This window comes from Streptomyces collinus, assembly GCF_031348265.1.
GTDB classification, from domain to species: Bacteria; Actinomycetota; Actinomycetes; order Streptomycetales; family Streptomycetaceae; genus Streptomyces; species Streptomyces collinus.
Genome location: NZ_CP133771.1, coordinates 6,033,759 through 6,052,831, shown reverse-complemented (window position 1 = coordinate 6,052,831; position 19,073 = coordinate 6,033,759). Strand labels below are relative to the sequence as shown.

Below are 19,073 nucleotides of genomic sequence, written 5' to 3'. Positions count from 1 at the left end.
GTGGCAGAGGGCTTTGTCCCGTTCTAGCGTGGCGGGCATGATTGAGCTGGAGGGGCTGACCAAGCGGTACGGCGAGAAGGTGGCGGTCAACAACCTGTCGTTCACCGTGAGACCGGGCATCGTCACCGGCTTCCTCGGGCCGAACGGCGCGGGCAAGTCGACGACCATGCGGATGATCCTGGGGCTCGACCACCCGACCGCCGGCGACGTCCGTATCGACGGCAAGCACTATCAGCAGCTCAAGGACCCGCTGACGTACATCGGCGCCCTGCTGGAGGCCAAGGCCTGGCACGGCGGGCGTACCGCCTACAACCATCTGCTGTGCCTCGCGCAGAGCAACGGCATTCCGAGCGGCAGGGTGCGGGACGTGCTGGAGACGGTCGGGCTGACGGCGGTCGCGAAGAAGAAGACCAAGGGCTTCTCGATGGGCATGGGGCAGCGGCTCGGCATCGCTGCCGCGCTGCTCGGCGATCCGCGGATCCTGATGTTCGACGAGCCGGTCAACGGCCTCGACCCCGAGGGCATCCACTGGATCCGCACCTTGATGAAGTCGCTCGCCTCGCAGGGACGGACCGTGTTCGTCTCCTCCCACCTGATGAGCGAGATGGCCCTGACGGCAGAGCACCTCGTCGTCATCGGGCAGGGCCGGCTGCTCGCGGACACCTCCATGGCGGACTTCATCGCCCGCAACTCACGCTCGTACGTCCGGGTCCGCAGCCCGCAGCGGGAGCGGCTGCTCGACGTGCTGCACCAGGCCGGGGTCGTGGCCGTGGAGAGCGGGGACGGGGTGCTGGAGGTGGACGGCGGCAAGGCCGAGCAGATCGGTGAGCTGGCGGCGCAGCACCGGATCACGCTGCACGAGCTGAGCCCGCAACAGGCCTCGCTGGAGGAGGCGTTCATGCAGCTGACCGCGGAGTCGGTGGAGTACCACGCTCACAGCGGGACGGGCGCGACGGGCTCCGAGCCGGCGCGGCAGCAGTGGGGCGACGGCTGGAAGAGGGGCTGAGCATGGCGACGACGCAGGTCGTACGGTCGGAGTGGACCAAGATCCGGTCGGTGGCGTCCACGGTCTGGACCCTCTCACTGGTGGTGGTCGTGACGGTCGCCCTCGGCATGCTGATCTCGGCGTTGTCGAAGAACGAGTTCGACTCGATGAACGCGCAGGACCGGGCGGAGTTCGACCCGACGTTCATCAGCTTCGCGGGGATGAGTCTCGGTCAGCTCGCGATGATCGTCTTCGGGGTGCTGGTCGTGTCGAACGAGTACAGCACCGGCATGATCCGCAGCTCGCTGGCCGCGGTGCCGCAGCGCGGCGCCTTCCTGTTCAGCAAGATCGCGGTGGCCGGTGGGCTCGCCCTGCTGGTCGGGCTCGTCACCAGCTTCGCCGCCTTCTTCCTGGGGCAGGCGATGCTGGGCTCGCACCGGGCGGAGATCGGGGACCCGGGGGTGCTGCGGGCCGTGTTCGGCGGGGGCCTCTACATGGCGCTGATCGCGATGTTCTCCATGGGCGTCGCCGCGATGCTGCGCTCGCCGATGCTGTCGCTGGGCATCCTGATGCCGTTCTTCTTCCTGATCTCCAACATCCTGGGCAATGTCGACGCGACGAAGAAGGTCGGCCGGTTCCTTCCCGACCAGGCCGGCAGCAAGATCATGCAGGTCGTCACGCCGATCGACGACGACACTCCGTACGGGCCATGGGGCGGCCTGGGGATCATGGGGCTGTGGGTGCTCGCGGCGCTCGTCGGCGGTTATGTGCTGCTGAAGAAGCGCGATGCCTAGAGGGACGGGCTTGGCCTGACCTTTTACCTCCTCTTGGGTGGAACCGTCAGCGCCTCGATATCCTCCTAACCCTTACGGGGGCGTGTGCCCCGCTGTCCTGAACCTTGCGATGGGTGCGGAGCATGATCGAAGCAGTCGGCCTGACGAAGCGCTACGGCGACAAGACCGCTGTGTACAACCTTTCCTTCCAGGTGCGGCCCGGGGCCGTCACCGGCTTCCTCGGACCGAACGGCTCGGGCAAGTCCACGACGATGCGGATGATCCTCGGCCTGGACAATCCGACGGCCGGGCAGGTGACGATCGGCGGCTATCCGTACCGCAGGCTGCCCAACGCCGCCCGCCAGGTCGGTGCCCTGCTGGACGCCAAGGCGGTGCACGGCGGCCGGTCCGCCCGCAATCACCTGCTCTCCCTGGCCCAGCTGTCGGGCATCCCGGCCCGCCGGGTGGACGAGGTGCTCGGGGTCGTCGGTCTGCAGGACGTGGCCAAGAAGCGGTCCAAGGGCTTCTCCCTCGGCATGGGGCAGCGGCTGGGCATCGCCGCCGCGCTGCTCGGCGACCCGCAGGTGCTGCTGTTCGACGAGCCGGTCAACGGCCTCGACCCGGAGGGCATCCTCTGGGTGCGCAACCTGATGAAGGCGCTGGCGGCGGAGGGCCGTACGGTCTTCGTCTCCTCCCACCTGATGAGCGAGATGGCGCTGACCGCCGACCATCTCATCGTCATCGGGCGTGGTCAGCTGCTCGCCGACATGAGCGTGACCGACTTCATCTCGGCGAACTCCGCGGACTTCGCGCGGGTGCGCACGCCCGACACCGAGCCGCAGCAGCGCGAGAAGCTGTCGGCCGCGCTGACCGAGTCGGGCGGCCACGTGCTGCCCGAGCAAGACGGCGCCCTGCGCGTGACGGGGCTGCCCCTGCCGCGCATCAGCGACATCGCGCACGACCACGACGTACGGCTGTGGGAACTGTCGCCGCACCAGGCCTCCCTGGAGGAGGCGTACATGCGGATGACGCAGGGCGCCGTCGACTACCGCTCGACGATCGACCAGAAGGCAGGGCTCCAGCAGCCGCTGCCGCCCGGCGCGCAGCCGCCGATGCCGGTGCCCGGTCAGGGCCAGCCGGGCTGGTACGCCCCGCCGCCGCCCCAGCAGGGCGGCCAGCCGTTCCCGGCTTCGCCGGCGGGCGCACCCGGTCAGGCTCCGGCGGGCCCGTACGGCGCCCCGGGGGCTCCCAGCGTCGCTCCGAACTCCCCTGGCGCGGGAACGCCCAACCCGTACGCCCAGCCCGCGCCTGAGGCGCCTCAGGACACCCCACAGCCCGCACCGCAGGCTCCCGCGGCCCCCGCCGCCCAGCCGGCCGCCTCGGCCCCCGCGCAGCCCGCCCCGGCGCCGCCGGCGCCCGCCGCCGCCCCGACCTCCGACCTGACCAAGCCCGAGGACGCCCGATGAGCAGCCCCCAGTCCCAGATGCCGCAGGCCGCGCCCGCCTGGCAGGCGGCGCCCGGTTCCGCCCCGTACGCCGGCAGCCCCGGCTACACCTCGCCGATCCCGGTCGTACGCACGCACCTCGGCAACGCCATCGCCTCCGAGTGGACGAAGATCAGGTCGGTGCGCTCCACGATGTGGACGCTCGGCGTGTTCGTCCTGCTCGTCGTCGGCATCGGTCTGCTGACCGGCGTGGTGGTGGCCAACTCCGACCCGGCCCTGGACGGCGAGAGCCCTCTCGGCCTGGGCTTCTTCGGGCTGCTGCTGGGCAGCATGTGCATCATCACGCTGGGCGTGCTGACCACGGCCTCGGAGTACGGCACCGGCATGATCCGCACCACGATGGTCGCCTGCCCGAGCCGCGGACGCGTGCTGGCGGCGAAGGCCATCGTGTTCTTCCTGGTCGCCTTCGTGGTGACGCTGGTGGCCTGCTCCCTCGTCGCCTTCCTGCACGTGGCGATGCTGGAGGGCGACGGCGCCAAGTCGCCGTCCGGCGGTGACTGGCTGAAGGGCACGGTCGGCATCTCGCTCTACATCGCGCTGCTGGGCCTGTTCTCGCTCCTGGTCGGCTCGATCATCCGGCACTCGGCCGGCGCCATCACGATCATGATCGGCGCCGTGCTGGCCCCGCTGGTGATCGCGCTGTTCATGTTCTCGGAGTCCCTGCAGGGCGTGCGCGACGCCCTGTTCGAGTACTCGATCCCGAGCCAGCTGAGCGTCTTCTACGCCAACTCCCTCAACTCGGCCAGCCAGTCCGGCCCGTCCGGCTGGGACCCGCTGTGGATCATCCTCGGCGCCACGGCCGTCGCGTTCGCCGGCGCCTTCGCGCTGCTGGAGAAGCGGGACGTCTGAGTCCGCTCAGAACTTCGGCGCGTTACGGGACCGCTGCACCCCCGGGGTGCGGCGGTCCCGCGCGTTCCAGCAGGCCTTGTGCCAGTGTCTGCGGTCGTCGACGCCCGTGTGCTCCGCCCAGGCCACCACGTGCGGCACCCCGTCCGGGATCATCTGGTCGCAGCCGGGGCAGCGGTACGACTTGCCCTGCGCGCTCGCGCCGGCCACTTGCCGCACACTCCAGTTCTCGCCCTGCCAGTTCTCCGAGGACTGCCAGCCGCCGTAGCGGCCGGGGCGGTCGTCCTCGACGCTCCGGCCGGACGAAGCGGCGCCCTTGGGTCGGTTGCGACGCGGGGACACGGGACACCTCTCGGAGCTATACAGGAAGCACGGACCGCATCCAGCCTACGCGGCGCGCACAGGGGTAGACGTACGCCACCAATCGCCACAAGTCCTCCGCGGGCGCGGCGAGCCGGCCCCGGGCGCTCTCCCCCGGGCTCCCGGTGGAATGCCCCATTCTGCAGACAATCCGCAAAATACTCCGCCCGGCCGTGTCCTCGGCACGTGTCAGACGGTTATGCGCTGTGGGGGAGCTCCGCGTCGGAGCCAAGGAAGCAGGAAAGCAATGCGCGTTGGAAGTTTCGTGTTGGCGGCCCAGTTCCCCGGTCAGGGCGAGGGAGAGGCGCTGCACCGCGCGGTCCGCTCGGCCGAGGTGGCCGAGGAGGCCGGGCTCGACACGGTCTGGCTTGCCGAGCACCACTTCGTGCCGTACGGCACGTGCCCGTCGGCCGTCACCCTGGCCGCCTTACTGCTGGGCCGCACCCGCCGCATCCGGGTCGGCACGGCGGTCAGCGTCCTGCCCACCGTCCACCCCGTGGCCCTCGGCGAACAGGCCGCGCTGCTGCACCACACGAGCGGCGGCCGTTTCACGCTCGGTGTCGGGCGCGGCGGCCCGTGGGTCGACCTGGAGGTGTTCGGCGCGGGTCTGGAGGCGTACGAGAAGGGGTTCCCGGAGTCCCTGGACCTTCTGGTGCGGTGGCTGCGCGAGTCGTCCGTGGCGGCCGACGGGGAGCGCTTCCGCTTCCGTGAAGTCCCGGTGGTGCCCCGGCCGTCGGAGGCGCTGACGGAGGCCGCGGGGCCCGAGCTGGTCGTCGCCTGCACCTCGCCGTCGAGTGTGCGGCTGGCGGCCGAGCGGGGTCTTTCGATGCTGCTCGGGATGCACGTGGGGGACGAGGAGAAGGCCGAGATGGTCGCGCTGTGGCGGCAGCACGCACGGGCCTGCGGCCGGTCGCCGGAGGAGATCCGGGGCGCGTCCCATGTGTCGGCCGGCGTCTGCCAGGTCGCGGACCGGCGGGTCGACGCGGCGGAGACGCTGATGAAGGCGATGCCGGGCTGGCTCAAGCAGGGCCTGGAGGCCCATGTCACGGTCGACGGGCGCACACGCCGGATGCGCGACCCGCTGGCGTACACCGAACTGCTCTGCGGGCTGCACGCGGTGGGCACTCCGCGGCTGTGCGCGGACCGGCTCGCGGCGACCAGCGAGCGCACGGGCATCTCGCGCTTCGCACTGCTCGTCGAGGGCTCGGGGGACCTGGCGGCGACCGAGGAGAACGTGCGGCGGCTGGGCGCCGAGGTGCTCCCCCAACTCGTCTGAGAGCGTGGTGGTTTCCTGGGGGCTTGCCGCTCCGGTACAGAACTGCACCTCCCGCGTACGGAGCGGCAAGCAAGCGGCGCCGCGTCAGCAGTCCCGGAACTCGGGTGACTGGTTCAGCACCTGACTGCGGACCGAGGTGAAACGGTCCAGCTTCTCGTCGACCGAGGAGTCGAGCGGGAACACGGCCACCCGGTGGCAGTTCTGGAAAGCCAGCCGCACACCGAAGTGCCGTTGCAGCGCGCCGCGTATCGCGTCACTCGCAAGCGCACGCAGCAGCTGGCCGCGTGCCTGCTCGTCCGGCGGGGGCGTCTGGTTGTCGGCGAACGCGCCGCCGTCCACCTTCAGCTGGGCCACCAGTGAGCTGATCATCTCCCACGCATAAGGCAGGGAGGTCCGGACGCAGTCGACGAATTCCGCTTCGTCGACCTCGCCTCGCTCGGCCTGTTCGAGTAGGGCCGGTGAGACGTCGAGCGACATGAGTTCTCCTCTCGCACCCCCGTTGAGCAGGGGTTGCCGGACAGACAGGGGGAGTTCGCGATACCGGACACGCTGCGTACACGCCTCGCGACCTCCCGTTCATACGGTAAGCAACGTACGGTGACGGCACCAGGAAAATGCGCAGATGAGACACTCCCGCTGAGCACACCGTGCACACAATCGGCCATTACCGAACATGTGTTTTCCAGGGCGAATCGCGTCGACAGGCGCCCGTCGAGTAGCGTTGCCGACCATGCGTCTCGTCATTGCCCGCTGCTCCGTGGACTACGCCGGGCGGCTCACCGCCCACCTTCCCTCGGCCCCGCGCCTGATCCTGGTGAAGGCGGACGGCAGCGTCTCGATCCACGCCGACGACCGGGCCTACAAGCCCCTGAACTGGATGTCGCCGCCCTGCACCCTGAAGGAGGGCACCGGCGAGGAGGAGGGCGTCTGGACCGTCGTCAACAAGGCGGGCGAGAAGCTCATCATCACGATGGAGGAAGTCCTCCACGACTCCTCGCACGAACTGGGCGTCGATCCCGGCCTGATCAAGGACGGCGTGGAAGCGCACCTCCAGGAGCTGCTCGCCGACCGCATCGAGACACTCGGCGACGGCTACACGCTGATCCGCCGCGAGTACCCGACGGCCATCGGGCCGGTCGACATCCTGTGCCGGGACGCCGACGGCAAGACCGTCGCGGTGGAGATCAAGCGGCGCGGTGAGATCGACGGCGTGGAGCAGCTCACGCGCTATCTGGAGCTGCTGAACCGCGATCCCCATCTCGCCCCGGTGCGCGGTGTCTTCGCGGCCCAGGAGATCAAGCCCCAGGCCCGCGTACTCGCCACCGACCGCGGCATCGGCTGCCAGGTCCTCGACTACGACGCGCTGCGGGGCATCGAGGACGACAAGCTGCGGCTGTTCTGACAGCCGGTCCGAAGACGAACAGACGAACAGGGCCGGGTCCGCGGAACGGACCCGGCCCTGCCGTGTGCACGGCTGTCAGATCACCGTCTCCGAGCCGCTCGGCGTGGCCGGGGAACTCTGTGACGCGCTCGCCGTGGTGCTGGTGGGAGCGCTGGGCGCCGGGCCGCTGGCCGAGTCGGAGGTGGACGGGCTGGTCGTCGGCGGCTCCGAGGTGGGCGGCTGGGACGTCGGCGGCTCCGAGGTCGGCGGCTCGGACGTCGGCGGCTTCGACGTCGTCGGCGGCTTGGAGGTCGGCGGCTTCGACGTCGTCGGCGGCTTGGACGTGGGCGGCTTCGAGGACGTCGGCGGCTTCGACGGCGACGCCGAACCGCTCGGGTCCTGCGAACCGCTCGGGGAGGCCGTCGGCGTCGGGTCGTCCGACGTGCCGAGGGTGCCGTCGGGGCCCGGGTCCGTGGTTCGGGGGGCCGGCTCGCCGTTGTCACCGTCGCCGTCGTTCGCCGCCGGGTCGGCGCCGAGGCTGCCGTCGTTGATGCCCTGGCTGGCGGACGGGTTGACGCCGACCTGGTCGGACGGCGGGTTCTGATCCTTGTCGGAGGTGGCGCCGAGCGTCACCACCGTGCCCAGGACCGCGACGAGCAGGGCACCGGCACCGGCGGCCACGAGGTTGCGCCGGGCCAGGCCCTTGAGGCCGCCGCGCGCCTTGCGCGAGGGCGCGGGCGAGCTGCGGTGGGTGACCAGGGTCGGGGAGGGCGGCTTCTGGAGCGTCGGGAAGGCCGCCGGGACACCGCCGGGCGGGGACGCCGACTCCTCGTCCCGGGCGTCGGGCACCTCCTCCCCCGCGGTCGGCCCGAGCCCGATCGGTGTGCCCGAGCGGTCGGCGACCAGGGCCAGGGCACGGCGCCCGGCGACGGTCCCGCGCTTGTCGGCGAGGGCGCCGCGCAGGCCGATGGAGGCCTCCAGTTCGGCACGGGCCCGGTCGAGCTGGCCCCCGCACAGGGCGAGGACACCGAGCTCGTGGTGGAAGTAGGCCTCCTCGCCGACGTCCCCGGCGAGCCGGGCGGCCTCGGCGCCGGAGCGCAGGGCCCGCTCCCAGGCGCTCCAGTGCAGCCCTGCGGCGAACGCGGGGGCGGCGGTGCGGGCCAGGTGGACGGCCGCGCTCTCCTCGTCCTCGGCGGGCGGGCGGGTGGCGGGCCCGAGGAGGGCCAGGGCGGCGAGGACCGCGTCGGCCTCGGCGCACACCCGCTCGGGGGTGACCGAGGGGTGCCCGGCCCACCAGGAGTAGTGCTGGGCGGCGCTGCGGGCTCCGGCCTCGGCCTCGTCGGCGTACCCGGCGGCCTCCAGCTGGGCCGGCACGCCGGCGGCGAGGCGGTAGCGGGAGCCGACCGGGGAGACCAGGCCGCAGGCGGCCAGTTCACCGAGTGCGGCGTCCGCGTGGGTGTCGCCGACCAGGGCGGGCAGATGCGCCTGGTGCGGGACCTCACCGCCCAGGGCGACGGCGAACCGCAGGGTGGCGCGGGCGGAGGCGCTCAGCCGGGAGGCGAGCAGCGGCGCGGGCGCGGCGGCCTCGCCGAGCGCGGGCAGCGGCACGTCGTCACCGAGGTCGTAGGCGTCGGCGGGGTCGGCCGGGGGCACGTCCTCGAAGACGCCGAACTCGTCGACGGCGCTGGTGCCGGCGCGCAGCCGGTCGCGTTGCCGCAGCAGGGCGCCGGCCTGGACGAAGCGCAGGGGCAGGCCCTCGGACTCGAACCAGAGGTCGCCCGCCCAGTTGGACTCGTCCTCGGTGAGGGTCCGGCCGACGGCGTGTTCCAGCAGGTCGAGCCCGGCCGCGCGCTCCAGCCCGCCGAGGGGGACCTCCTCGACGCCGGCGCCGGCGGAGGGGGCCGGCACGTCCGGGGTGGCGCCGAGTAGGAAGGCGCACTCGGGGGTCGCGGCCAGCAGCTCGTCGAGCGCGGCGCCGCCGAACTCCAGGTCGTCGAGGACGACGACCGCGCCGATCTCACGGACGTAGGTGAGCAGTTCGTCCCGGTCCGGGCGGTGCAGGGGGGCGCTGTACACCGCGTGGAACAGGTCGTACAGCAGGTCACCGGCGGTGCGTCCGAAGCCGTTGAGGCGGACGACGCCGTCGGGGGCGAGGTCGGAGCAGTCCTCGGCGACGAGGTCGAGGAGGCGGGTGCGGCCGGAGCCTGCCGCACCGGTGAGGCGCGTGGAGCGGCCACGGGCGAGCAGGCGCACCAGGCGCTCGCGCTCGTCCTGGCGGGCCAGCAGCGGCAGGACGGGCAGCGCGGGGCCGGGCGGGACGGGCGGACGGGCGGCGCGCTCGGCCTCGGCGCGCTCGGCCGCGGTGAGCTTCACGGGCCGGGCGGGTCGTTCGGCGGGCGGGCAGGCCTCTATCTCGCTGCCGTCGACGGGGTTGACGGTCAGCAGGAAGTCGCCGGAGACGAGCTGGACCGTACGCGCGAGCGCCGGCGCGTGCTGCGCGAAGTCCGGTGTGAGGGATTCCCTGGGAGGGCGCTGGCGCGGCGCGGGGCCGTCACCATCGTGGCCGTACTCCTCGGGTCCCTGGTTGTCAGGATCCATAGGTCAAGCCCCCCAAAAGCGTGTGTGTGCTTGGAAAAGCCCCTCCCGGCCTTGCTGCACACCGCGCTGTCGCTTCTGGTCCGGTCCCGCCGAAGGGTGTCAAGGCAGCGGGCAGCCGAACCCTAAACCTTCGCACAGTATCTACGACAGTCCGGGGTACCGCGCCGTCCGTAACGTCACGGTCTCGTGAGGATTGTGCGCGTCGCACGATGCGACGACGTACGTCCGGGTCTCCCCGGTCGCCCGGCTCACACCCGTACGAGGCGTCACACGCGAGGAAGCGTCTCCACCCCGATGCCCCCCTCGATCGCCAGGATCCGGTGCAGGCGGGTGGCCACCAGCAGGCGCTGCATCTGCGGCGGCACTCCGCGCAGCACCAGGCGCCGGCCGCAGCGGCCGGCCCGCCGGTGGGCTCCCATGATCACGCCCAGTCCGGTGGCGTCCCAGGAGTCCAGTTCGGACAGGTCGAGCACCAGATCGCCGGCTCCGTCGTCGACGGCCGAGTGCAGGACCGTACGGGCGTCCGCCGCGCTCCGGACGTCGAGGCGGCCCCCGACGACCAGCTCGGCGTGGTCGCCCCTGATGTACATATGCGCTCCCCGTGCGTGCGAATGGTGCTCCGCGTTCTGGATGTGGGTGATGCAACCTCTGACTGCGTGGAGGAGTCAGAGGTTGCTTCTTGTGAGCGAACCGATACCGAATTCACCCTGGCGTGTGATGGATCCGGGGCATGTGCGGTTTCAGTGCTTGTAGAAGCCCTGCCCGCTCTTGCGTCCGATGTCACCGGCGTCAACCATCCGGCGCATCGACTCGGGGGCCGCGAACTTCTCGTCCTGGGACTCGGTGTAGATGTTGTTCGTGGCGTGCAGCAGGATGTCGACGCCCGTCAGGTCCGCCGTCGCCAGCGGGCCCATGGCGTGACCGAAGCCCAGCTTGCAGGCCAGGTCGATGTCCTCGGCGCTGGCCACGCCCGACTCCTGCAGCTTCGCGGCCTCGACGACCAGGGCGCAGATGAGACGGGTCGTCACGAAGCCGGCGACGTCACGGTTGACGACGATGCAGGTCTTGCCGACCGACTCGGCGAACCGCCGGGCCGTGGCGAGGGTTTCGTCGCTGGTCTTGTAGCCGCGGACGAGTTCGCACAGCTGCATCATCGGCACCGGCGAGAAGAAGTGCGTGCCGACGACCCGCTCCGGGCGCTCCGTGGCCGCCGCGATCTTGGTGATCGGGATGGCGGAGGTGTTGGAGGCGAGGATCGCCTCGTCCTTCACGATCTTGTCGAGCGCGCGGAAGATCTCGTGCTTGACCTCAAGCTTCTCGAACACGGCCTCGACGACCACGTCCGCGTCGGCCACGGCGTCCAGGTCGGTGGTAGCGGTGATGCGGGCCAGGGCGGCGTCGGCGTCGTGCGCCTCCAGCTTGCCCTTGGCGACGAACTTGTCGTACGACGCCTTGATGCCGTCGGTGCCGCGCGCCAGTGCCTCGTCGGTGACGTCACGCAGGATCACCTCCCAGCCCGCCTGAGCGGAGACCTGGGCGATACCGGCTCCCATGAGGCCGGCCCCGATGACGGCGAGCTTCCCTGCCACTGTGCGACTCCCCTGACGCGCTGCTTATATCTGCCTCTCCGGCGGACACTAGCGCTCGTGAGGGGCCGTGTGACCAGTAAGTAATGCGCGTCACGTCTCACATGACGGACATCACACCGGCACGGGTCATACGGCGCCTCGTACGGCGTAGTTGAGCACCTTCTCGCTCAACAGCTCCTCGATGTCGTCGAGAACGACGAGCATCTCTCGTGACACTTCGTCCGGGTTGCGCCCCTTGGTCATCTCGCAGCCGATCGCGACGAAGACGGTGCCGTGCACCCAGCAGATCTGACCGGCGATCAGCCTCGGCAGCGGGTCGTCGGTCTCGGCACTCACCTCCTCCCGGAGCGTCGCCTCCAAGTTGTCCTGGACCTCCTGCTGGATGCGCCACAGCCGGGAACGCAGCGGCGGGGCCTCGTCGATGCAGCGCATGAAACGGTCATAACCCTCGATCAGACCCATCCGGGGTGAGACGGCCTCGACCTCGGCGCGCAGCTCGCGCAGTACCGCCCGGGCGGCCGACTCCCCCGCGTCCCGGCCCCGCACCCAGCGCGAGAGCCGGTCGACGACGCCCTGGGAGCGGTCGAAGAAGAGGTCCTCCTTGGCCGGGAAGTAGTTGTAGACGGTGTTCACGGAGACGTCGGCCGCTTCCGCCACGTCCGCGATCGTCACCGACACGAACCCGCGCTCCAGGAACAGCCCGGTGGCGATGTCCGAGATGCGCTGCCTGGTCTCGCGCTTCTTCCGTTCCCTGAGCCCCTCAGCCATGTCCGAATCCTAGCTTCCCTGGGGACTCCCAAAACTTGGGGTCATTGCAAACTTTAAGAGACTCTGTTTTTCTGGTGCCATGGCAATCATCAGTACGGCCGGCCTGGCCCGTACCTTCCAGAGCAGGAGCGGCCCCGTGCAGGCCGTGCGCGGTATCGACCTGACCGTCCGGGAGGGCGAGATCCTCGGCTTCCTAGGCCCGAACGGAGCCGGCAAGACGACGACCCTGCGGATGCTGACGACCTTGCTGGAGCCGACCGGCGGCGCCGCCACCGTCGCGGGCCACGACCTGGCGACCGACCCCGCCGGGGTGCGACGGACCTGCGGGTACGTGGCGCAGTCCGGCGGCGTCGACCCGCAGATCACCGTGCGGGAGGAGCTGGTCACCCAGGGGCGGCTGTACCGGCTGCCGAAGACCGAGGCCGTCGAACGCGCCGGGGAACTGGCCCGCGACCTGGACCTCGCCGAGCTGCTCGACCGCAGGTGCGCCGCGCTCTCCGGCGGCCAGCGGCGCCGCCTGGACATCGCGATGGCGCTCACCCACCGCCCGAAGGTGCTGTTCCTCGACGAGCCGACGACCGGTCTCGACCCCGGCAGCCGCGCCGACCTGTGGGACCTGGTGCGCCGGCTGCGCGACGCGTACGGCACGACCGTCTTCCTGACCACCCACTACCTCGACGAGGCCGACGCCCTCTCCGACCGGCTGGTGATCGTCGACCGGGGCGTGGTCGTCGCCGAGGGCACCCCGAGTGCGCTGAAGCTCGAGTACGGCGGGTCGCTCGACGCCTCGCTCCAGGACACCTTCCTCGCCATCACCGGCCGCAGGGCCGCGCCGGCCGACCAGGCCCCCGTCGCCGTATAGACGCCAGAGGACTCACGATGCTGTTGCACGACACCGCGCTCGTCTACGGGCGCTACCTCCGCCAGTCCCTGCGTTCCCGCTTCGCACTGCTCTTCGGCGTCCTGATGCCGCTGCTGTACCTGCTGTTCTTCGGTCCACTGCTGACGGATCTGCCGCTGGGCGGGCGGGGAAGCTCGTGGCAGGTGCTGGTGCCCGGGCTGCTGCTTCAACTCGGTCTGTTCGGGGCTTCTTTCGCGGGCTTCTCGATCATCATCGAGAAAGGCCACGGAGTGGTGGAGCGGATGCGGGTGACGCCCGTCAGCCGGCTCGCCCTGCTGCTGGGGCGGGTTCTGCGGGACGCGACCGTGTTCGTCTTCCAGGCGGTGCTGCTGGTGCTGGCGGCACTGGCGATGGGCCTCCGGGCCCCGCTCGCGGGCGTTCTGATCGGCTTCGTGTTCGTCGCGCTGCTGACGGTGTCCCTGGCCGCGCTGTCGTACGCGCTGGCGATGAAGGTCCGTACCCCGCAGGAGTTCGGCCCGGCGATCAACGCCATGACGATGCCGATGATGCTCCTGTCCGGCCTGATGCTGCCGATGACGCTGGGGCCGAAGTGGCTGGACGTACTGTCCCACTTCATACCGTTCCGCTATCTGGTGGACGCGGTCCGGGACGCGTACGTCGGCTCGTACGCCACGGAGCACATGCTGTACGGCGTCCTGGTGGCCGTCGGCTTCACCGCACTGTCCGTGACAGTGGGCACACGCGTGTTCCGAACGGCCTGAGCGTAACTACGCTGGCCACATGGTCAATCTGACGCGCATCTACACCAGGACCGGTGATCAGGGCACGACCGCCCTCGGCGACATGAGCCGGGTCGCCAAGACCGATCTGCGGATCTCCGCGTACGCCGACGCCAACGAGGCGAACGCGGTGATCGGCACGGCGATCGCGCTGGGCGGTCTGGACGAGGAGGTCGTCAAGGTCCTCACCCGCGTCCAGAACGACCTGTTCGACGTGGGCGCGGACCTGTCGACGCCGGTGGTGGAGAACCCGGAGTTCCCGCCCCTGCGGGTCGAGCAGTTCTACATCGACAAGCTGGAGGCGGACTGCGACCGCTTCCTCGAACAGGTGGAGAAGCTCCGCTCCTTCATCCTCCCCGGCGGCACCCCGGGCGCGGCCCTGCTCCACCAGGCCTGCACGGTCGTACGCCGGGCGGAGCGCTCGACGTGGGCGGCTCTGGAGGTGCACGGCGAGGTGATGAATCCGCTGACGGCGACCTACCTCAACCGCCTCTCCGACCTGCTGTTCATCCTCGCGAGGACGGCGAACAAGCAGGTCGGAGACGTGTTGTGGGTTCCGGGCGGGGAGCGGTAGAAGCGCCCGGAAGGGGCGCGGGGAACTGCGCGAGCGGCCACGACGGACCCGCACTCGGCAGGCGGCACTCAGGTCCCCCGGCGCGCCGCCTGCCACAGACCCACCGCGGCGAGCGCACCGCCCACGTACATCATCACCACCCCCGTCTTCGTGAGGGTCACCAGGGGCACCTCCACATCACCGGCGAACAACCACAGCCCCAAGCCCGCCGCGAAGGTGGCGAGCCCTTCCAGGAGATTCCCGCGCGCCCGGCTCATCGGCGCACCCCTTCCTTCTCCAGTGACACCTCGGGCTCCTCCGCGGGAGCCTTCCGCGGCCAGATCAGATAGCTCAGCGCGACCAGTCCGTGGATCCCGGCCGCACGCCAGGCCACATGGCGCCAGCTCTCCAGGGAGGTCACGCGGCTCGGGTCGTCCACGTACCAGATCGCGAGCTGGAGGAGCACGGTCGCGACGGCGGCGCCCACCAGCGTGCCCAGCCAGACCTTGCCCTCGTGGCGCGCCCGGGCCATGCCGTAGCGCGGTGGGCCGATCGGTTTCGGGGCCCCGCCCAGCCGGTGCGCGGCGTGGCCGTCCAGCCACTTCACCGTGCGGTGGCCGTGCCCGACGGTGTAGCCGATGTACAGCGCGGCCAGGCCGTGCGTCCAGTTCGGCTCGGCACCGTTCTTCAGGTCCAGCGCGGTGGCGACCAGCAGGACGACCTCCAGCAGCGGCTCGCACAGCAGCAGGCCCAGTCCCAGCCGTGGCATGCGCAGCAGGTAGCGGGCGCCCAGGCCGGCCGCCAGCAGTACCCAGAAGCCGATCTCGCAGGCTGCGATCAATGCGACGATCACGGTTCGCTCCTCTCGGTCACCTCTTCAGGCTCCCGTGCGGCGCGCCCGGAATCGTCGTCGCGACTGACGAACCCGCAGTACATCGAAGGATGCAGCCGGGGACCCTCCGCCGGGATCACGCGCAGGGCGCGACGGCCGTGTTGGATGGTGACATGGCCGTACGACTCCCCCGACCCCGCCGTTTCGACGTCTACATCGCGCTGGGCGGGCTGCTCGGCGGGCTGCTGCTGTGGGGCGTCGGCCTGGCCACCCGGCCGCACACCGAGGCGTACGTGCTCCTGCCGGGACGCTGGCCGCTTCTGCTGCCGCTCTTCGTCATGGCCGGCTGCGAGCTGCTGCGCCGGGCCGCCCCCCGCAGCGCGCTGCTGATCGGCACGCCCGCGATCGTCCTGGACACCGTCACCCAGGGCAACCTGGTCACGGTCCTGATGTACACCGACCTGATGTACGCGGCCGTCCTGTACGGCCCGCCCGCATCGGCCCACCGCATCCCGCGGATCACCGGGCTCCTCTCGGTGGCCGGGGCGGTGGTGCCGTTCGCGGTCTGGCGCGAGCCCGAGGCGCTGCTGATCGGTGTGATCACCGGCCTCGTGTCCTTCGGCCCCGCCGCCACGGGTCTGATCGTCCGCAACCACCGTGACGCGGCCGAGGCGGCCCGGCTGCGCGCCGAACAGACCGCGCTGCTCGCCGAGATGGACCGCACCCAGGCGGTCACCGCCGAACGTGCCCGGATGGCCCGCGAGCTGCACGACATGGTCGCCAACCATCTGTCCGCCATCGCCATCCACTCCACCGCCGCGCTGTCCCTCGACGACCCGAAGACCTCACAGGACGCCCTCGTGGTCATCCGCGAGAACAGCGTGGAGGGGCTCGCCGAGATGCGGCGGCTGATCGGCATCCTGCGCGACAGCAGCGGCGACGTGGAACCGTCCGCCGCTCCCACGCTCGACGGTCTCGGTGCGCTGGTGGACGGCGCCCGCACCAACGGCCTCGACGTCACCCTCGACGCCGAACGGAGCGAGGTGCCCGCCCCCGTCGAGCTCGCCGCCTACCGCATCGTGCAGGAGTCGCTGACCAACGCGCTCAAGCACGCCGCCCCGGGCCGGGTCACCGTGTGTCTCGCCCGGCGGGACGGCTCCCTCGTCGTGAGCGTGACCAGCCCCTACGGGGACCGGGACGCCCCGCGCGCCCCCGGCTTCGGCGCGGGTCTGGTCGGCATGAGAGAGCGCGTGGCCCTGCTGGACGGCACGTTCGAAGCCGCCCCCGAGGACTCGTCCGAGGGCAAGATCTGGGTGGTGCGCGCCACCCTCCCCGTCAGCCACAGCCTCGAAGGAGACACCGCATGATCCGCGTCCTGGTTGCCGAGGACCAGTCCGCCGTGCGCGCCGGGCTCGTCCTGATCCTGCGCAGCGCGGCCGACATCGAGGTGGTCGGCGAGGCGGCGGACGGCGAGCAGGCGGTGGCGCTGGCCCGTGAGCTGCGGCCGGACCTGGTGCTGATGGACGTTCAGATGCCGCGGCTGGACGGGGTGTCGGCGACCCGGCAGGTCGTCGCGGAGCGGCTCGCCGACGTGCTGGTGCTGACCACCTTCGACCTCGACGAGTACGTCTTCGGGGCGCTGCGGGCGGGCGCGTCCGGCTTCCTGCTGAAGAACACCGAGGCGGCGGAGCTGCTGGAGGCCGTGCGGACGGTCGCGCGCGGGGAGGGGATGATCGCCCCGGCGGTCACGCGGCGGCTGATCGCGGAGTTCGCCGCGAAGCCCGCCCGGGAGCCCGGGGCCGATCCGGCGGTGCTCGAACAGCTGACCCGGCGGGAGCGCGAGGTGCTGTCCTGCCTCGGCCAGGGTCTGTCCAACGCGGGCATCGCCGAGCGGCTCGACATGGCCGAGGCGACCGTGAAGACCCACGTCAGCAGGCTGCTGGGGAAGCTGGAGCTGCGGAGCCGGGTGCAAGCCGCCGTGCTGGCCCAGGAGTTGGGTGTCTGAGCCGCGTTCGGTGCTGGTGGTCCAGACCTATTGACCGGTGGTCCAGACCTTTCTATTCTCACCGCACCATGAGTGGGCGTGAGGCTCAGTCACGCCCCCCACAACTCCATCAAGGAGGCGCAGCATGCGCTTCAGACACAGAGCCGCGGCAGGGTTCGCGACGCTGTTGCTCCCGCTGGCCGGCCTCGTCGGCCTGGCGAGCCCGGCCCAGGCCGCGACGTCCGCCACCGCTTCCTACGCCAAGACCCAGGACTGGGGCTCCGGCTTCGAGGGCAAGTGGACGGTGAAGAACACCGGTACCACGGCGCTCAGCTCCTGGACCGTCGAATGGGACTTCCCCTCCGGTACGTCCGTCACCTCCTCCTGGGACGCCGACGTCACCTCCTCCGGCACCCACTGGACCGCGAAGAACAAGTCCTGGAACGGCACCCTCGCCCCCGGCGCCTCCGTCACCTTCGGCTTCAACGGCAGCGGCTCCGGCTCCCCCGCCAACTGCAAGCTCAACGGCGGCAGCTGCGACGGCGGCACCACGGAACCCGGCGACCGCGCGCCGAGCGCCCCCGGCACCCCGACCGCCTCGGACATCACCAACACCTCGGTGAAGCTGTCCTGGTCCGCCGCCACCGACGACAAGGGCGTCAAGAACTACGACGTCCTGCGCGACGGATCGAAGGTCGCCACCGTGACGGGCACCTCGTACACCAACACCGGCCTCACCGCGGGCACCGACTACTCCTACTCCGTCCAGGCCCGTGACACCGCCGACCAGACAGGCCCGGTCAGCGGAGCCGTCCGGGTCCGCACCACCGGCGGCACGACCGAGCCGCCCACCGGCGACAAGGTCAAGCTCGGCTACTTCACCGAGTGGGGCGTCTACGGCCGCAACTACCACGTCAAGAACCTGGTGACCTCGGGCTCGGCGTCGAAGATCACCCACATCAACTACGCCTTCGGCAACGTCAAGAACGGCCAGTGCACCGTCGACGACACCTACGCCGCCTACGACAAGGCCTACACGGCCGACCAGTCCGTCAGCGGCACCGCCGACACCTGGGACCAGCCGCTGCGCGGCAACTTCAACCAGCTGCGCCAGCTGAAGGCCAAGTACCCGCACATCAAGGTGCTGTACTCCTTCGGCGGCTGGACCTACTCCGGCGGCTTCGGCCAGGCGGCGCAGAACGCGGCCGCGTTCGCCAAGTCCTGCAAGGCCGTCGTCGAGGACCCGCGCTGGGCCGATGTCTTCGACGGCATCGACATCGACTGGGAGTACCCGAACGCCTGCGGCCTGACCTGCGACACCTCCGGCCCCGCCGCCTTCAAGAACCTGATGTCGGCGCTGCGCACCGAGTTCGGCCAGAACTACCTGGTCACCGCGGCCATCACCGCCGACGGCTCCTCCGGCGGCAAGATCGACGCGGCCGACTACGGCGGCGCCGCCCAGCACCTCGACTGGTACAACGTGATGACGTACGACTACTTCGGCGCCTTCGACAAGGACGGCCCGACCGCCCCGCACTCCCCGCTCACGTCCTACCCGGGGATCCCGCAGGCGGGCTTCAACTCGGCCGACGCGATCGCCAAGCTGAAGGCCAAGGGCGTCCCCGCGAAGAAGCTCCTGCTCGGCATCGGCTTCTACGGCCGCGGCTGGACCGGCGTCACCCAGTCCGCCCCGGGCGGATCGGCGACCGGTGCCGCTCCGGGCACGTACGAGGCGGGCATCGAGGACTACAAGATCCTGAAGAACTCCTGCCCGGCCACCGGCACCATCGCCGGCACGGCGTACGCGCACTGCGGCAGCAACTGGTGGTCGTACGACACCCCGGCCACCATCGCCGGGAAGATGAGCTGGGCCAAGAGCCAAGGCCTCGGCGGCGCGTTCTTCTGGGAGTTCAGCGGAGACACCGCGAACGGAGAGCTGGCGAACGCCATCGACAGCGGCCTGTCGTAAACGAGTTCGGCGGA

At 70.9% G+C, this 19,073-nt stretch carries 20 protein-coding genes; 12 read left to right on the top strand and 8 right to left on the bottom strand.

Annotated elements, in window-relative coordinates; genetic code table 11:
• Positions 1-37: 37 nt before the first annotated feature.
• The 4 genes from RFN52_RS27735 (at position 38) to RFN52_RS27720 (ending at position 4,111) form a co-directional block, all read left to right on the top strand.
• Positions 38-1,006: an ABC transporter ATP-binding protein gene (locus RFN52_RS27735; protein WP_184850052.1), complete on the top strand. Its 969-nt coding sequence runs from the start codon at positions 38-40 to the stop codon at positions 1,004-1,006.
• Between the two features lie 2 nt (positions 1,007-1,008).
• The gene (locus tag RFN52_RS27730) at positions 1,009-1,779 is read left to right on the top strand and encodes an ABC transporter permease (protein WP_184850050.1); all 771 of its coding nucleotides are present in this window, start codon (positions 1,009-1,011) and stop codon (positions 1,777-1,779) included.
• A gap of 122 nt (positions 1,780-1,901) precedes the next feature.
• Entirely contained in the window at positions 1,902-3,224 is a 1,323-nt protein-coding gene (locus RFN52_RS27725; RefSeq protein ID WP_184850048.1) for an ABC transporter ATP-binding protein, read from the top strand.
• On the top strand, positions 3,221-4,111 hold the full coding sequence (locus RFN52_RS27720) for an ABC-2 transporter permease (protein ID WP_184850045.1): 891 nt from the start codon (positions 3,221-3,223) through the stop codon (positions 4,109-4,111). The genes RFN52_RS27725 and RFN52_RS27720 overlap by 4 nt, the downstream gene beginning before the upstream one ends.
• A 6-nt stretch (positions 4,112-4,117) precedes the next feature.
• Here the strand turns inward: RFN52_RS27720 and RFN52_RS27715 are convergent, their stop codons facing one another.
• Positions 4,118-4,450, bottom strand: coding sequence for an Rv1322 family protein (locus tag RFN52_RS27715; protein WP_184850043.1), 333 nt, complete (start codon positions 4,448-4,450; stop codon positions 4,118-4,120).
• A gap of 265 nt (positions 4,451-4,715) precedes the next feature.
• Here RFN52_RS27715 and RFN52_RS27710 point away from each other — a divergent pair, with 265 nt between their 5' ends.
• Positions 4,716-5,744 (top strand): LLM class flavin-dependent oxidoreductase, encoded by a 1,029-nt coding sequence (locus tag RFN52_RS27710; protein WP_184850041.1) that lies wholly within the window; start codon positions 4,716-4,718, stop codon positions 5,742-5,744.
• Positions 5,745-5,828: 84 nt separating this feature from the next.
• Here RFN52_RS27710 and RFN52_RS27705 read toward each other — a convergent pair whose 3' ends face one another.
• Positions 5,829-6,221, bottom strand: a complete 393-nt coding sequence (locus RFN52_RS27705; protein ID WP_003993005.1) for an SCO5389 family protein — start codon at positions 6,219-6,221, stop codon at positions 5,829-5,831.
• A gap of 253 nt (positions 6,222-6,474) precedes the next feature.
• Between RFN52_RS27705 and nucS the strand changes: the two genes are divergently transcribed.
• Complete coding sequence (gene nucS / locus RFN52_RS27700) at positions 6,475-7,146, top strand: endonuclease NucS (protein ID WP_030854272.1); 672 nt, start codon at positions 6,475-6,477, stop codon at positions 7,144-7,146.
• A gap of 75 nt (positions 7,147-7,221) precedes the next feature.
• On the opposite strand, the gene RFN52_RS27695 is transcribed toward nucS, so the two are convergent.
• From RFN52_RS27695 to RFN52_RS27680, 4 genes are all read right to left on the bottom strand, one after another.
• Positions 7,222-9,723 carry an ATP-binding protein gene (locus tag RFN52_RS27695; RefSeq protein ID WP_184850039.1) on the bottom strand — a complete coding sequence of 834 codons (2,502 nt, stop codon included), beginning with the start codon at positions 9,721-9,723 and terminating at the stop codon, positions 7,222-7,224.
• A gap of 266 nt (positions 9,724-9,989) precedes the next feature.
• The gene (locus RFN52_RS27690; RefSeq protein ID WP_184850037.1) at positions 9,990-10,313 is read right to left on the bottom strand and encodes an STAS domain-containing protein; all 324 of its coding nucleotides are present in this window, start codon (positions 10,311-10,313) and stop codon (positions 9,990-9,992) included.
• Between the two features lie 150 nt (positions 10,314-10,463).
• Positions 10,464-11,312 carry a 3-hydroxyacyl-CoA dehydrogenase family protein gene (locus RFN52_RS27685; RefSeq protein WP_184850035.1) on the bottom strand — a complete coding sequence of 283 codons (849 nt, stop codon included), beginning with the start codon at positions 11,310-11,312 and terminating at the stop codon, positions 10,464-10,466.
• A 126-nt stretch (positions 11,313-11,438) separates the two neighbouring features.
• Positions 11,439-12,080: a TetR/AcrR family transcriptional regulator gene (locus RFN52_RS27680; RefSeq protein ID WP_184850033.1), complete on the bottom strand. Its 642-nt coding sequence runs from the start codon at positions 12,078-12,080 to the stop codon at positions 11,439-11,441.
• Between the two features lie 79 nt (positions 12,081-12,159).
• On the opposite strand from RFN52_RS27680, the gene RFN52_RS27675 reads away from it, so the two are divergent.
• The 3 genes from RFN52_RS27675 to RFN52_RS27665 are packed head-to-tail and all read left to right on the top strand — an operon-like array spanning position 12,160 to position 14,295.
• Complete coding sequence (locus RFN52_RS27675; RefSeq protein ID WP_184850032.1) at positions 12,160-12,942, top strand: ABC transporter ATP-binding protein; 783 nt, start codon at positions 12,160-12,162, stop codon at positions 12,940-12,942.
• A 17-nt stretch (positions 12,943-12,959) separates the two neighbouring features.
• Positions 12,960-13,703 carry an ABC transporter permease gene (locus RFN52_RS27670; RefSeq protein ID WP_184850029.1) on the top strand — a complete coding sequence of 248 codons (744 nt, stop codon included), beginning with the start codon at positions 12,960-12,962 and terminating at the stop codon, positions 13,701-13,703.
• A gap of 19 nt (positions 13,704-13,722) precedes the next feature.
• A complete protein-coding gene (locus RFN52_RS27665; protein WP_184850027.1) occupies positions 13,723-14,295 on the top strand; it encodes a cob(I)yrinic acid a,c-diamide adenosyltransferase in 573 nt (190 codons plus the stop codon).
• A 68-nt stretch (positions 14,296-14,363) separates the two neighbouring features.
• Here RFN52_RS27665 and RFN52_RS27660 read toward each other — a convergent pair whose 3' ends face one another.
• Complete coding sequence (locus RFN52_RS27660; RefSeq protein ID WP_184850025.1) at positions 14,364-14,552, bottom strand: DUF5708 family protein; 189 nt, start codon at positions 14,550-14,552, stop codon at positions 14,364-14,366.
• A complete protein-coding gene (locus RFN52_RS27655) occupies positions 14,549-15,127 on the bottom strand; it encodes a hypothetical protein (RefSeq protein ID WP_184850023.1) in 579 nt (192 codons plus the stop codon). Before RFN52_RS27655 ends, RFN52_RS27660 begins: the two co-directional genes overlap by 4 nt.
• Positions 15,128-15,279: 152 nt before the next feature.
• On the opposite strand from RFN52_RS27655, the gene RFN52_RS27650 reads away from it, so the two are divergent.
• From RFN52_RS27650 to RFN52_RS27640, 3 genes are all read left to right on the top strand, one after another.
• Entirely contained in the window at positions 15,280-16,473 is a 1,194-nt protein-coding gene (locus tag RFN52_RS27650) for a sensor histidine kinase (protein WP_184850021.1), read from the top strand.
• Positions 16,470-17,111 (top strand): response regulator, encoded by a 642-nt coding sequence (locus RFN52_RS27645; protein ID WP_184850019.1) that lies wholly within the window; start codon positions 16,470-16,472, stop codon positions 17,109-17,111. Before RFN52_RS27650 ends, RFN52_RS27645 begins: the two co-directional genes overlap by 4 nt.
• Before the next feature lie 124 nt (positions 17,112-17,235).
• Entirely contained in the window at positions 17,236-19,059 is a 1,824-nt protein-coding gene (locus tag RFN52_RS27640; protein ID WP_184850016.1) for a glycoside hydrolase family 18 chitinase, read from the top strand.
• The last annotated feature ends 14 nt before the right edge of the window (positions 19,060-19,073 follow it).